12 protein-coding genes are annotated in these 13601 nt (G+C 71.1%); 6 read left to right on the top strand and 6 right to left on the bottom strand.

Annotated features, from left to right (window positions below; genetic code table 11):
• Positions 1-210: 210 nt before the first annotated feature.
• From FNH05_RS17695 to FNH05_RS17685, 3 genes are read right to left on the bottom strand one after another with little or no spacing between them, the layout of a single operon-like run.
• Entirely contained in the window at positions 211-1713 is a 1503-nt protein-coding gene (locus FNH05_RS17695; protein ID WP_144589759.1) for a precorrin-2 C(20)-methyltransferase, read from the bottom strand.
• Positions 1710-2333 (bottom strand): precorrin-8X methylmutase, encoded by a 624-nt coding sequence (locus FNH05_RS17690; RefSeq protein ID WP_144589757.1) that lies wholly within the window; start codon positions 2331-2333, stop codon positions 1710-1712. The genes FNH05_RS17695 and FNH05_RS17690 overlap by 4 nt, the downstream gene beginning before the upstream one ends.
• On the bottom strand, positions 2330-3433 hold the full coding sequence (locus FNH05_RS17685) for a precorrin-3B synthase (RefSeq protein WP_144589755.1): 1104 nt from the start codon (positions 3431-3433) through the stop codon (positions 2330-2332). Before FNH05_RS17685 ends, FNH05_RS17690 begins: the two co-directional genes overlap by 4 nt.
• A 197-nt stretch (positions 3434-3630) precedes the next feature.
• Between FNH05_RS17685 and FNH05_RS17680 the strand changes: the two genes are divergently transcribed.
• The 4 genes from FNH05_RS17680 (at position 3631) to cobN (ending at position 9331) form a co-directional block, all read left to right on the top strand.
• On the top strand, positions 3631-4482 hold the full coding sequence (locus FNH05_RS17680) for an ABC transporter ATP-binding protein (RefSeq protein ID WP_222426637.1): 852 nt from the start codon (positions 3631-3633) through the stop codon (positions 4480-4482).
• On the top strand, positions 4482-5366 hold the full coding sequence (locus FNH05_RS17675) for an ABC transporter permease (RefSeq protein WP_144589752.1): 885 nt from the start codon (positions 4482-4484) through the stop codon (positions 5364-5366). The genes FNH05_RS17680 and FNH05_RS17675 overlap by 1 nt, the downstream gene beginning before the upstream one ends.
• Positions 5363-5596: a helix-turn-helix transcriptional regulator gene (locus tag FNH05_RS17670; protein ID WP_144589750.1), complete on the top strand. Its 234-nt coding sequence runs from the start codon at positions 5363-5365 to the stop codon at positions 5594-5596. The genes FNH05_RS17675 and FNH05_RS17670 overlap by 4 nt, the downstream gene beginning before the upstream one ends.
• 150 nt (positions 5597-5746) lie before the next feature.
• Entirely contained in the window at positions 5747-9331 is a 3585-nt protein-coding gene (gene cobN / locus FNH05_RS17665) for a cobaltochelatase subunit CobN (protein WP_144589748.1), read from the top strand.
• A 109-nt stretch (positions 9332-9440) separates the two neighbouring features.
• Here the strand turns inward: cobN and FNH05_RS17660 are convergent, their stop codons facing one another.
• From FNH05_RS17660 to FNH05_RS17650, 3 genes are read right to left on the bottom strand one after another with little or no spacing between them, the layout of a single operon-like run.
• Positions 9441-10277 carry a class II fructose-bisphosphate aldolase gene (locus FNH05_RS17660; protein ID WP_144589747.1) on the bottom strand — a complete coding sequence of 279 codons (837 nt, stop codon included), beginning with the start codon at positions 10275-10277 and terminating at the stop codon, positions 9441-9443.
• Positions 10274-11161, bottom strand: coding sequence for a 1-phosphofructokinase family hexose kinase (locus FNH05_RS17655; RefSeq protein ID WP_144589745.1), 888 nt, complete (start codon positions 11159-11161; stop codon positions 10274-10276). Before FNH05_RS17655 ends, FNH05_RS17660 begins: the two co-directional genes overlap by 4 nt.
• Before the next feature lie 16 nt (positions 11162-11177).
• The gene (locus FNH05_RS17650) at positions 11178-12011 is read right to left on the bottom strand and encodes an SIS domain-containing protein (protein ID WP_144589761.1); all 834 of its coding nucleotides are present in this window, start codon (positions 12009-12011) and stop codon (positions 11178-11180) included.
• A gap of 232 nt (positions 12012-12243) precedes the next feature.
• On the opposite strand from FNH05_RS17650, the gene FNH05_RS17645 reads away from it, so the two are divergent.
• Positions 12244-13032, top strand: a complete 789-nt coding sequence (locus FNH05_RS17645; RefSeq protein ID WP_144589743.1) for a DeoR/GlpR family DNA-binding transcription regulator — start codon at positions 12244-12246, stop codon at positions 13030-13032.
• 240 nt (positions 13033-13272) lie between these two features.
• Positions 13273-13601: hypothetical protein (locus FNH05_RS17640; RefSeq protein ID WP_425458459.1), on the top strand; the 329-nt coding region annotated here is incomplete at its 3' end.

The raw sequence follows: 13601 nt of genomic DNA, 5'->3' as shown, positions 1-13601 counted from the left end.
CCCCGGAGCCCCGGGGCTCCCGGCCCGCACGGCGGTGCACGACCCGTCCTCCGGGCGAGTCCCACGCTCGCGCGGTGTTGGGCGCCGTGAAGGGTCCCTTCACAGTCAAATCGACTGTGAAGGGACCCTTCACGGCCAACACTCACGCGACTTTGCCGGGACCCTGGTCGATACGACCGTGAGGGGGTCCCTCACGGCCCTCCGCCGCGGTCAGTAGGTCCGGGGGGTCCAGACCTGGCCGTTGGTGACACGGGTGCGGGAGGAGCCGACGATCAGCAGGCACCGCATGTCCACGGTGGACGGATCCAGCTCGCCGAGCGTGGTCACCCGCACGTCCTCCTCCGGGCCGCCGACGTCCCGCGCGACCACCACCGGGGTGCCCGCTTCCCGGTGGCGCAGCAGCACTTCGCGCGCCTTGGCGAGCTGTGTCGTGCGGGTACGGGACGCGGGGTTGTACAGCGCCAGCACCAGATCCGCCGCCCCGGCCGCGTCCAGGCGGCGCTCGACGACCTCCCACGGCTTGAGCCGGTCGGACAGCGACACCACGCAGTAGTCGTGCCCCAGCGGTGCCCCCACGCGGGAGGCGGCCGCCTGTGCCGCGGTCACCCCGGGCAGCACGCGCACGGGCACCGGCTCGTCCAGCAGCGAAGCCTGTTCCAGCACCGCCGAAGCCATCGCGAACACCCCCGGGTCACCGGAGGACACGACGGCGACCTTCGCCCCGCCCCGCGCCAGGCTCAGCGCTTCCCGCGCCCGGTCGGCCTCCACCCGGTTTCCCGAGGCATGCCGCCGCTGCCCCGCCCGCTGCGGCACCTTCGCCAGGTACGGCCCGTATCCGACCAGGTGTTCGGCCTCGGCGAGCGCCTCCGCCGCCTCGGGGGTGAGCCACTGCGGTCCCGCCGGGCCGAGCCCGACGACGACCACCTGCCCGCCGTCCACCGGCTCCCCGCGCGGCGCGGGCCGTTCTTCCGCGAGCCCGGACTTCCTCGCCGTATAGGCCGGGCTGGGCACCACGGCGACGGAGAAGTACGGCACCGTCTCCGGATCGACCTCCGCGAACGGCGCCACCCGCTGGTTCTGCCAGGTCGCGCGCTCGACGTAGTACGCGTCGTCGAGTTTGCCCGCCTCGGCCAGCGCCTCCCGCACCGAATCGAAGGTGCGGCCCAGTTTCAGCACGGCGGCCGCGTCCGTGTCGGCAAGGCGGCGGGCCAGTTCGGGCGCGGGCAGCGTGCCCGGCAGCAGGGTCAGCACCTCGTCCCGCTGCACCAGCGGCCTGCCGAGCACGGCCGACGCCGCGCTCACCGAGGTCACCCCCGGCACCGCCTCGGCCTCGTACCGGTCGGTGAGCCGCTCGTGCATGTACATGTAGGAACCGAAGAAGAACGGATCGCCCTCGCACAGCAGTACGACGTCCCGTCCCGCGTCGAGGTGCTCGGCGAGCCGCTTCGCGCTCACCTCGTAGAACTCGGCGAGCGCACCCTCGTACCCACCGGGATGGTCGGTGGTCTCGGTGGTGACCGGGTAGACCAGCGCCTCCTCGATCTGCCCCTCGCGCAGGTACGGCTCGGCCACCGAACGCGCGATGCTGCGCCCGTGGCGCGCGCTGTGGTAGGCGATCACCTCGGCCTCGCCGATCAGGCGTGCCGCCTTGACCGTCATCAACTCCGGGTCACCGGGACCGAGACCCACTCCCCAGAGCTTGCCCGTGCTCATTCGGCCTCGCTCGCCAGCGCGTTGACCGCGGCGACCGCCATGGCGCTGCCGCCCCGCCTGCCCTGCACCACGAGGTACGGTGCGGGCGCCTGCTTCGCGAGTTCCTCTTTGGACTCCGCGGCGCCGACGAAACCGACCGGGACCCCGATGATCGCGGCGGGCACCCCCGCGCCCGCCCGCAGCATCTCCAGCAGGTGGAACAGCGCGGTGGGCGCGTTGCCGATCGCCACCACGGAACCGGCGAGCCGGTCGCGCCACAGCTCCAGCGCGGCCGCGGAACGGGTGGTGCCCAGCCGTTCGGCCAGCGCGGGCACGCGCTCGTCCGAGAGCGTGCACAGCACCTCGTTCCCGGCGGGCAGCCGGCGGCGCGTGACCCCGCTGGCGATCATCTGGGCGTCGCACAGCACGGGCGCGCCCGCGGCCAGCGCGGCGCGCGCCGACTCCACCACGTCGAGCGAGTAGGCCAGATCGTCGACGAGATCGACCATGCCGCAGGCGTGGATCATGCGGACCGCGACCGGTTCCAGGTCCTCGGGAAGGATCGCGAGATCGGCTTCTTCCCGGATCGTGGCGAACGAGTGGCGGTAGATCTCCGCCCCGTCGCGGATGTAGTCGATCACCGTTGTCCCTTCTGTGCTGTTGCCGCGAAAAAGTCCGCAAGCCCCTCGACCGGCACGAAAGCGCCGTCGATGAGGTAACCGCCGTCGGCGGCGAGCACGTCGGCCGTGCCGCGCGGCTTACCGCACCGGCGCTCGCAGCCCGAGAAGTGCGCCGGGACGGCACTGGTCGTGCGGCGCGCGTCGGCCCGGACGTCGGCCCGTGACTTCGCACAGCCGGGCAGCCCGATGCACGCGCTGACGCCCCGGTCGGTGGACAGGGCGAGCAGGGCCGGACCGGACGCGGGGTCGTACCCGGGCACGACGACACTGCGCCACGGGGTCACCACGACCTCCGGCGCGGCTTCGGCGAGCGTGCGCAACTGCGCCGCGGACAGTTCGCCGAACAGCGGCACCACGCACAGGCCCTGGCCCCCGTCGTCCCGGCTGAAGGGCCCTGCGGGCAGCGCTTTCCCCGCTGGGAACGCTTTCCCACCGCTGAAACCCGGAAGCTCTCGCATGCGCCAGGCCGTACCCCGGATGTCGAGGAACCGCAGGGCTTCCCGCACCAGCGCGTCGACCGCCCCCGTCACCGGCACCCGTTCCCCGGGTTCGCCCGCCCTCAACAGGATCCCGGCGTCGCCGTCCACGGCCTGCCAGCACAGGTCCGGTTCCTCCGCGGCCATGTCCCCCCGGCCGTCGTCGAAGGCGAACAGGAACCGGCCCGGCAGTCCGGCGAGCTCGGGCCGGGCGCACACCGCCGTGTCCAGCTCGCGAACCAGCGGCCGCACGTCGAGCAGTCCGCCCGCCAGCCCGCTCAGCGGCGAGGCGAGGTAGTTGCGGACGCGTTCGTGGGCGGGCGCGGGCAGCAGCCCGGCGGCGGCCAGCCGTCCGGCCAGTTCGCCGGTGTCCGGGGAGAGACCACGGAACTGGACGTTGGCTCGCGAGGTCAGGTGCACCGAGCCGTCACCGAGGTCCTCGGCGCAGGCGGCGAGGACGCCCAGTTGCGCGGCGGAGACGCGGCCGCCGGGCAGGCGCACCCGCGCCAGAAAGCCGTCGGCTGCCTCGTGGGTGGCGAAAACGCCCGGGCAAGCGTCCGGGCGAGCGCGTGCGGGGATGGCCATGGTCCTCACTGTAAAGGGCGACCCCCGGAACAGCTCACAGCAGTCCTTGGCAGAAATGTAGTAGTACTGCTACATTCCATCGCGATCATTCGTTGATTGGGGGAACAGGTATGACAAGCGTGACCGGGCCCGCTTCGGCGGTCGCCCCGGCGGGCTCCGACGATCGCGATCCCGTCCTCGACGTCCGCGATCTGCGCATGCGCTACGGCAGCCAGGACGTGCTCACCGGGCTGAACTTCACCGCGCGCCGGGGCGAAGTCCTCGCCCTGCTCGGCCCGAACGGGGCGGGCAAGACCACCACGATCGAGATCCTCGAAGGCTTCCGCCTGCGCTCGTCGGGCCAGGTCAGCGTGCTGGGGGTGGATCCGGCGCGCGGCGACGAGTCCTGGCGGGCACGACTGGGCGTGGTGCTGCAGTCGTGGCGCGACCACTCGAAGTGGCGGATCCGCGAGCTGCTCGCCCACCTCGGCTCGTTCTACGCCCGGTACTCCACCGAGCGGATCGCCCGGCCCTGGCCGGTGGACGAGCTGATCGCCGCCGTGGGGCTGACCGAACACGCGCACAAGCGCGTCGCCCGGCTTTCCGGCGGGCAGCGGCGGCGGCTCGACGTCGCCATCGGCATCGTCGGCCGCCCCGAACTGCTGTTCCTCGACGAACCCACGGTCGGCTTCGACCCCGAGGCCCGCCGCGAGTTCCACGATCTCGTGCACCGGCTCTCCGACGACGAGAACACCACCATCCTGCTCACCACCCACGACCTGGACGAGGCCGAGAAACTGGCCGACCGCATCCTCATCCTGGCCGGCGGGTCGATCATCGCCGACGGCTCGGCCGATGAGCTGTCCCGGCGCATGGCCACCGAGACCGAGGTGAAGTGGACCCGCGACGGCACGCGGTACGTGCACTCCACCCGTGAGGCGACGAAGTTCGTGCACGGCCTGTTCCGGCAGTACGGCGAGGCCGTCGAAGACCTCGAAGTGCGGCGAGGGACCTTGGAGGACACCTACATGGCACTGGTACGCGAACACGAGAACGGAAGGGGCGCGTGATGACAGACTCGAGCAGGGCGTTCCGCACCGGCCTTCCCGCCCCCTTCGACGCCGTGCGGTCCGGGCTGGCGCGCGGCCGCATCGAGCTGCGGCACACCTTCACCAACACCCAGGACCTGTGGTCCTACCTGTTCCCGGCGGTCGCACTGACGATGGTGATGATCTTCATGCGCGGTTCGACCGTGCCCGGGATGAACTTCTCGCTCAGCTCGCTGACCCTCCCCAGCGTGCTGGGGATGAACATCGGGTTCGGCGGGCTGGTCAACCTGGCCCAGCAACTGGCCGTCGAGCGCGAAGACGGCACGCTGCTGCGCGCCAAGGCCATCCCGAACGGCATGACCGGCTATCTGGTCGGCAAGATCGTGCAGGTCTCCGGCATGCTGCTGATCGGCTGCGCGCTGGTGCTCCTCCCGGGAATGTTCCTGTTCGGCGGGTTGGACGTGAGTCCGGGTTCGCTGCTGTCGCTGGTCGGGGTGCTGGCGCTCGGACTGGTCGCGACCATGCCGCTGGGCGCGGTCATCGGGTCACTGGTGTCCAGTCCGCGCTCGATGGGCGTGGTGATGCTGCCGATGATGGGGCTCATCGCGATCTCCGGCATCTTCTACCCGATCACCGCCCTGCCGTCGTGGCTGGCCTCGATCGGCCAGCTGTTCCCGGTCTACTGGCTCGGCCTCGGTACCCGTTCGGCGCTGCTGCCGGACGCGATGGCGGCGGTCGAAATCGGGCACGGCTGGCGGCACCTGGAGATGGTGGGGGTGCTCGGGTTGTGGGCGGTGATCGGCCTCGCGGTGGCGCCGGTCGTGTTGCGTAGGATGGCGCGTCGCGAGTCCGGCTCGAGTGTGGCCGCTCGCCGGGAGAGGGCTTTGCGGCGGATGCCAGGATGAGCGAGACGATCTACAACCGCATCGCCATGTTGCGCGCGGAGCGGGGGATTTCGCGGCGGCAGCTCGCCGAGGCACTGGGCGTGCACTACCAGACGATCGGGTACCTGGAGCGCGGCGAGTACAGCCCGAGCCTCCACCTTGCGCTGAGGATCGCCCAGTACTTCGACGTCAGCGTCGAGGTGATCTTCTCCACCGGCCCGTTCCCGCGGCTGGGCGAACGCCCGGCCTGAGTTCCACGCTCCCCGCCGCGAGCGTGGAACTCAGCGGACGGAGCGTGGGACTCACGCGCACGAGCGTGGGACTCGCCGTGCCGGGCGCAGGTCACCTTGACGCGGACGCGCCCGGCCCCGGAGAGTGTGGGGCGAGAAAGAGGAGGGCCCGTGATCCTGCTGCTGTCCACTTCGGACACCGACCTGCTGAGCGCCCGCGCGGGCGGGGCCGGCTACCGGCTGGCCAACCCCGCCCGGCTCGACCTCGCCGAGCTGCCCGCGCTGCTCGACGGCGCCGAGATCGTCGTGGTGCGGATCCTCGGCTCGGCCCGGACCTGGCAGGAGGGCCTGGACGTGGTCCGGGCCACCGGCGCGCACGTCGTGGTGCTCGGCGGCGAGCAGAGCCCGGACGCCGAGCTGATGGAGCTGTCCACCGTGCCCGCGGGCATCGCCACCGAGGCCCACGCCTACCTCGCGCAGGGCGGTCCGGCGAACCTCGTCCAGTTGCACCGCTTCCTCTCCGACACGCTGCTGCTCACCGGCCACGGCTTCGAGCCCCCGGCGCCGCAACCCTCCTGGGGGGTGCTCGAGCGGGAATCGCGGCCGGGAGACGGCCCGGTGGTGGCGATCCTGTACTACCGCGCGCATCACCTCTCCGGCAACACGGCGTTCGTCGACGCCCTCGCCACCGCCGTCGAGGACGCGGGAGGCCGCGCCCTGCCCCTCTACTGCGCTTCACTGCGTTCCCGCGAGCCGGAACTGATGGCTGAGCTGCGCAAGGCGGACGCCCTGCTGGTCACCGTGCTCGCGGCCGGGGGCACCCGTCCCGCCGAAGCCGGGGCGGGCGGTGACGACGAGGCCTGGGACGTGGCCGAACTCGCCGCGCTCGACGTGCCGATCCTGCAGGCGCTCTGCCTGACCAGCGACCGGGAGACCTGGGACGCCAACGACGACGGACTGTCCCCTTTGGATGCCGGGAACCAGATGGCGGTGCCGGAGTTCGACGGCAGACTCATCACCGTTCCGTTCTCCTTCAAGGAGATCGACGCCGACGGGCTGCCGCACTACGTCCCCGATCCGGAGCGGGCCGCCCGGGTCGCCGGAATCGCGCTCGCACACGCCCGGCTCCGGCACACGCCGCCCGCCGAGCGCAGGATCGCGCTGATGCTCTCCGCTTACCCCACCAAGCACTCCCGGGTCGGCAACGCGGTCGGGCTGGACACCCCGGCGTCCGCGGTGCGGCTGCTGCGCCGGATGGCCGAGCAGGGGTACGACCTGGGCCCGGAGCCGTTCCCCGGCGTCGAATCGGGCGACGGTGACGAGCTGATCCACGCGTTGATCGCGGCGGGCGGGCAGGACCCGGAGTGGCTGACGGAGGAGCAGCTGGCGGGCAACCCGATCCGCGTTCCGGCCGCCCGGTACCGCGCGTGGTTCGCGGAGCTGCCGGAGGATCTGCGGGAGGAGGTGGAACGGCACTGGGGCCCGCCGCCCGGCGAGCTCTACGTCGACCGGTCGTCCAATCCGGACGGTGACATCGTGCTCGCCTCCCTGCGGGCGGGCAACCTGGTGCTGATGATCCAGCCGCCCCGCGGGTTCGGTGAGAACCCGGTGGCCATCTACCACAACCCGGACCTCCCGCCGAGCCACCACTACCTCGCCGCGTACCGCTGGCTGGAGCGGGAGTTCGGCGCGCACGCGGTGGTCCACCTGGGCAAACACGGCTCGCTGGAGTGGCTGCCCGGCAAGACGGCCGGGCTGTCCGCCTCGTGCGCCCCGGACGCGGTGCTGGGCAACCTGCCGTTGATCTACCCGTTCCTCATCAACGATCCCGGCGAGGGCGCGCAGGCCAAGCGCCGGGCGCACGCGACCATTGTGGACCACCTGATCCCGCCGATGGCCCGCGCCGAGAGCTACGGCGATCTCGCCCGGCTGGAGCAGTTGCTCGACGAGCACGCGAACATCGCCGCGATGGACCCGGCCAAACTGCCCGCGGTCCGCGCGCAGATCTGGACGCTGATCCAGGCCGCGAAGCTCGACCACGACCTCGGCGTGAGCGAACGTCCGCACGACGCGGAGTTCGACGACTTCCTGCTGCACATCGACGGCTGGCTGTGCGAGGTCAAGGACGCTCAGATCCGCGACGGCCTGCACGTGCTCGGCGAGGCACCCACCGGTGAGGCCAGGGTGAACCTGGTGCTGGCCATGCTGCGCGCCCAGCAGATGTGGGGCGGTCAGGCCGGGGCGGTACCGGGCCTGCGTTCGGCGCTGGGACTCAAGGAGGGCGCCGAACTGTCCGAAGTGGACGCGGTCGAGCGCACGGCGCGCTCACTGGTGCTCGCGATGGAGGAACGGGACTGGGCTCCGGGCGCGGTTTCCGCCGTATGCGCCGAACTTCTCGGAGCCGAGGAGCCCGGGGTCGCCCGGGTGCTGTCCTTCGCCGCGACGGAGATCGTGCCCCGGCTGGCGGGCACCGGCGCGGAACTGGACGTCGTGCTGCACGCCCTCGACGGCGGCTACGTCCCCGCCGGGCCGAGCGGCTCGCCCCTGCGCGGCCTGGTGAACGTGCTGCCCACCGGCCGCAACTTCTACACCGTCGACCCCAAGGCGATCCCCAGCAGGCTCGCCTGGGAAACCGGTCAGGCACTGGCGGATTCGCTGCTCCGCCGGTACCGCGAGGACACCGGGGACTGGCCGCGCTCCGTCGGGCTTTCGGTGTGGGGCACCTCCGCGATGCGCACCTCCGGCGACGACGCCGCGGAGGTGCTGGCGCTGCTGGGCGTGCAACCGCTCTGGGACGAGGCTTCGCGGCGCGTGACGGGGCTGGAACCCATCCCGCTCGCCGAACTCGGCCGCCCCCGCATCGACGTGACCGTGCGCATCAGCGGTTTCTTCCGTGACGCCTTCCCGCACGTGATCGACCTGCTCGACGACGCCGTGCGCCTGGTCGCCGCCCTCGACGAGCCCGAGTCGGAGAACTACGTCCGCGCCCACGCGCGGGCGGATCTGCGCGAGCACGGTGACGAGCGCCGTGCCACCACCCGGATCTTCGGTTCGAAGCCCGGCGCCTACGGGGCGGGGCTGCTGCCGCTGATGGATTCCGGCAACTGGCGCGACGACGCCGACCTCGCCGAGGTGTACGCCACCTGGGGCGGGTACGCCTACGGCCGCGGGCTCGACGGTAAGCCCGCACGCGAGGACATGGAAAGCTCGTACCGCCGGATCGTGGTGGCGGCGAAGAACACCGACACGCGCGAACACGACATCGCCGACTCCGACGACTACTTCCAGTATCACGGCGGCATGATCGCGTTCACCCGCGCGCTGACCGGTAAGGCGCCCGCGTCCTACGTCGGCGACTCCACCAGTCCCGACGCCGTGCGCACGCGCAGTCTCGCCGAGGAGACCGCCCGGGTCTTCCGCGCCCGGGTGATCAACCCGCGCTGGCTCGCGGCGATGCGCAGGCACGGCTACAAGGGCGCCTTCGAACTCGCCGCCACCGTGGACTACCTGTTCGGCTTCGACGCCACGGCCGGGGTGGTGGACGACTGGATGTACGAGAAGCTGTCGGAGTCCTATGTGCTCGATCAGCAGAACCAGGAGTTCCTGTCCCAGGCCAATCCCTGGGCCCTGCGCGGCATCGTCGAGCGCCTGACCGAGGCCGCGGACCGCGGCCTGTGGGCCGAACCGGACCCCGACCTGCTGGCCCGGCTGCGCGAGGTCTACCTCCGCACCGAAGGCGACCTGGAAGGCGACTGACCGGCACCGAACGGGGCTGCGGGTTTGCTGTGAGGGGTCCCCTCACGGTCGTGATTGACGGGCGGCCGGGTCCTGGTGGCGAAAGACATCAGGACCCGGCCACACCGGCTCAACCCGCGAGCAAGCGCAGAAGCCGCGCAGTCTCCGACGCCACCGCAGTCCGGCCCAATCGGACATACTTCCTCGGGTCGACCGCGTCTGGCTGTTCCGCCAGGAACTGCCGTACCGAGCGCGTGAACAGACCATTGAGATGCGTTGAGATATTCACCTTCGCCATCCCGCTGACCACAGCGCCGCGCAGTTCTTCGTCCGACAACCCTGACGAACCGTGCAATACCAACGGGACCGGTACGGTATCTCGCAAGCGCGCCACGAGCGAACGGTCCACCCGGGCAGTGCGTTCCACCATGGCGTGGGACGTGCCCACCGCCACGGCTAGCGCATCGACGCCGGTTGCTGCGACGAAATCCGCGGCTTCGGCGGGGTCGGTGCGGGCACCGGGAGCGTGCACTCCGTCCTTGCCGCCGACCTCGCCCAGTTCCGCCTCCACGGCCACGCCCGCGTCGTGGCACAGGTCGGCGATTTCACGGGTCGCGCGGAGGTTTTCCGCATAGGGCAGACGCGATCCGTCGTACATCACGCTGTCGACGCCCAGTGCGATGCCCTCGCGGATCAGCTCGGGGTCTTCGATGTGGTCCAGGTGCACCAGCACGTCAACGGACGCGCGGCGAGCGATTTCCAAGGACGCCGCGGTGAGCGGGGCGAGGCCGCCGTGGTAGCGGACGCAGTTCTCGCTGATCTGCAGCACCACCGGCAATCCGGCCTGTTCCGCGCCTTCGGCGATGGCCTCGGCGTGTTCCAGCATGATCACGTTGAACGCGCCCACGGCGGAACCGCGCTCGCGGGCGGCGGCCAGCAGCCGGGGCAGGTCGGGGCGGGTGATCATGCGGTGGCTCCGTTCAGGAATCGTTGATACGCAGGAATATCGACCTCGCCGGCGACTGGGCGGAGGACGGCTGCGGCACCCAGTGCTGCGGCAGTGCGCAGGGCTTCGAGCAGGGGGCGGCCTGTGGCGAGGGCGGCGGCCAGTCCAGCGGTCGCGGCGTCGCCGGCACCGGTTGGGTTGCCGTGCACGCCAGGCACGGCGGGGACTGTCAGGACACCGCAAGGGGTATAGGCGGCGATGCCGTCGGCTCCGCGCGAGACGACCACCAGTTGGGCACCGAGGCGGAGAAGTGTTGCGACACCGCTGGTTTCGTCGGCGGCAGAAGTCGCGGCGAGCAGTTCGGCGTGGTTCGGCTTCACGACGGCACCGGCCCGGGCGGCGGCCAGCAGCGCCGGACCGGAGGCGTCGACCAGCGTTCGTACGCCGGCGTGGTGGGCGATGCGGACCCAGTCGGCGACCAGGTCCGGGGCTGCACCGCGGGGCAGGGAGCCGGAAACCACCAGCAACTTGGCACCGGCGAGGCCTTCGGCGAGCCGCCTGGCGAACGCGGCCCATTCCGCTTCGGACAGTTCCGGGCCGGGTTCCGCGTAGACGGTCGGGTGGCCGTCGCCGGTCACCGTTACGGTGGTGCGGTTTTCGCCGGAAATGGGGACGGCGTCGAACGGCACGTCCAGTGCGCCGCCGAGCCACCGGCCCGCGTCGCCGCCCAGCGGGAGCACGGCGCGGGCCGGGACCTCCAGCGCGGCGAGCACGCGAGTGACGTTCACGCCCTTGCCGCCTGGTCGTCGCTGCACCTCCAGCACCCGGTTCGTGTCGCCGGGCAGGTGGGTTCCGATCCGGTAGGTGACGTCGACGGCCGGGTTCGGCGTCAAAGTGACAATCATCGAAAGAGGCGGGGGATCAGACGAGGATGACCGAACGCGTCAGCGAACGCGGGCGGTCCGGGTTCAGGCCTCGGCGGTGGGCCAGCGCGACGGCGAATCGTTGCGCGACCACGAGTGCGGCGAGCGGATCCAGGTCGTGGTGCACGAATCGCGCGCTGGTACGGGCTACGTCCTCGGCCAGCCCGGCGGGTGCCTCGCCCAGCGACCAGACGAGACGGCCTGGCTGCGCGATCGCGATCGGGCCGTGCCGGTAGTCCATGGCCGGGTAGGACTCGGCCCAGAACTGCGCGGCTTCGCGGGTTTTCAGCGCGGCCTCGCACGCAAGGCCGACGGCAGGGCCGCGGCCGACGAAGGTGACCTGCTCGGCGTCGAGCAGGTCGTCGATGGGTTCGGTCAGCGCCCGCGCGCAGGCCGAGGCGAGCGGGACGATCTCGTCGCCGAGGCCGGCGCGCAGCAGTGCGAGCGCGGTGGTGGCGAACCGCGTCTGCACAACGGATTGTTCGTCGGCAAAGGACAGTTCGACCACCTCGTCCGCGCGGGTGGCGGCCGGGCTGTCGCTGACCGCGGTGATCAGCACGGTGCGCTGATCGGGCACGGCGGTGAGCAGGTCGACGATCTCCGTCGTGGTGCCGGAGCGGGAGATCGCCACGACGCGGTCGTACTCGCGGGACGCCGGGTATTCGGAACCCGCGAAGGCGTCGGTGACCCCTTGCCCGCGTTGTTCGCGGGCGACGGCGTAGCTCATCGCGATGAACCAGCTGGTTCCGCAGCCGACTACCGCGACTCGCTCGCCGGGCTGCGGCAAAACGCCGGCGACGGACGGGGCGAGGGCGGCTGCCGCGCGCCACATCTCGGGCTGGGACGCCAGTTCGGCGGCCACGAAGGAGCCGGGAGCATCCGGAAGGGAGGACACGGGATGGAGACCTTTCGTTCCAGGACGGGGGACGTGATCGCAGCCGTCACCCTACTTGAGTGTTTTTGACGGGTCTACGCTTTAAAGAGCAAATTCGATCATTCAGCCGAACGGGCCGCTCTCCTAGGATGAGGGTCGCCCCCCTCCGACCAGGAACGAAAGAGCCCACATGACGCCCCAGCAACGCCTGAACGCCCTGCTCGAATTGGTGAGCGAACGGGGCAACGTCACGATCGCGGAGATCGGTGACGCGCTCGGCATCTCCGCCGCGACCGCGCGGCGGGACCTTTCGATCCTCGCCGACCAGCGACTGATCACCCGCACGCACGGTGGGGCCGCAGCGCTGGGCACCGGCTACGAGCTGCCGCTGCAGTACAAGATCGCCCGGCAGGCCGAGGCGAAAACCGCGATCGCCCGCCGCGCCGCGGACCTGGTCCGGCCAGGCGAAACCGTCGGCATCAACGGCGGCACCACGACCACCGAGGTCGCTCGCGCGCTGGGCAAGAGCGAGCGGTTCATCCGTGCCGACGGCGAAACCGGACTGACCGTCGTCACCAACGCGCTCAACATCGCCTACGAGCTGTCGGTGCGCGCACAGATCAAGATCGTCGTGACCGGCGGCGTCGCCCGGCGGCAGTCCTACGAACTGGTCGGCTCGCTCGTGTCGGAGGCGCTCTCGTCGTTCGCGCTGGACACGGTGATCCTCGGCGTCGACGGCCTCAGCGCCCAATACGGCGCGACCACGCTGCACGAGGGAGAAGCCGAGGTCAGCCGGCATTTCAGCCAGGTCGCGCGGCGCGTGATCGTGGTGGCGGACGCGACGAAACTGATGAAGGCCACGTTCGCCCGCATCTGCCGGCTCGACGCGATCGACGTGCTGGTCACCGACGCCAAGGTGCCCGCGTCGTTCGCCGCCGACCTGGCCGCCGCCTCGGTGGAGCTGATTATCGCCGGTTGAGCGAACCCGCCATATCTTGCGCATTTCTGATTGATTTGCGATCATGCAGATCAATCTCACGCAGAGATGAGGTGGCGATGTGGCGAACCCCGGAATGCTGCGGGTCGGCGTGGTCGGTGTCGGCCTGCGGGCCGAGATCGCGCGGTACGTGGCGGAAACCGGGGTCGCGGCAGAGACCTCTCGATGGTCCGCATGAGACCCGACAACGGCGTGCTCGCCAGCTGTGCACAGTGCCATTTCGTGCCCGACTACTGGCGCAACTACACCGTGATCGGCACCGAGGGCCGTGCCGAGAACTTCGGCGACACCGGCGACGGCGTGGTGAAAGTGTGGAATCGCCGCCGGGACTGGTCGTTCGAGGGCGACCGCGAGTACCCGATCGACGGCGTCGCATCAGGACACGCCGACGCGGATCTCCTTACCATGAAGAGTTTCTGCGGTACGTCGCGCACGGCGAAGCGCCGGCGTTGTCGCCGATCGCCGCCCGCGAGGCCGTGGCGGCGGGCGCGCTCGCCACGCAATCCCTGCGCTCCGGCTCCGCCCCGATCGATGTTCCGCCGCTGCCCGAC

The organism is Amycolatopsis rhizosphaerae (genome assembly GCF_007713715.1).
In the GTDB taxonomy this organism is placed as follows: domain Bacteria; phylum Actinomycetota; class Actinomycetes; order Mycobacteriales; family Pseudonocardiaceae; genus Amycolatopsis_E; species Amycolatopsis_E rhizosphaerae.
The sequence above is the reverse complement of the archived record's forward strand: the minus strand, read 5'-3'. Positions and strand labels throughout refer to the sequence as shown.

Bases quoted from the DNA above. Each gene is read 5' to 3' on its own strand.
- FNH05_RS17695 (WP_144589759.1), bottom strand. From the start codon at position 1,713: ATGAGCACGGGCAAGCTCTGGGGAGTGGGTCTCGGTCCCGGTGACCCG.
- FNH05_RS17685 (WP_144589755.1), bottom strand. From the start codon at position 3,433: ATGGCCATCCCCGCACGCGCTCGCCCGGACGCTTGCCCGGGCGTTTTC.
- FNH05_RS17680 (WP_222426637.1), top strand. From the start codon at position 3,631: ATGCGCTACGGCAGCCAGGACGTGCTCACCGGGCTGAACTTCACCGCG.
- FNH05_RS17675 (WP_144589752.1), top strand. From the start codon at position 4,482: ATGACAGACTCGAGCAGGGCGTTCCGCACCGGCCTTCCCGCCCCCTTC.
- FNH05_RS17670 (WP_144589750.1), top strand. From the start codon at position 5,363: ATGAGCGAGACGATCTACAACCGCATCGCCATGTTGCGCGCGGAGCGG.
- FNH05_RS17660 (WP_144589747.1), bottom strand. From the start codon at position 10,277: ATGATCACCCGCCCCGACCTGCCCCGGCTGCTGGCCGCCGCCCGCGAG.
- FNH05_RS17655 (WP_144589745.1), bottom strand. From the start codon at position 11,161: ATGATTGTCACTTTGACGCCGAACCCGGCCGTCGACGTCACCTACCGG.
- FNH05_RS17650 (WP_144589761.1), bottom strand. From the start codon at position 12,011: ATGTGGCGCGCGGCAGCCGCCCTCGCCCCGTCCGTCGCCGGCGTTTTG.
- FNH05_RS17645 (WP_144589743.1), top strand. From the start codon at position 12,244: ATGACGCCCCAGCAACGCCTGAACGCCCTGCTCGAATTGGTGAGCGAA.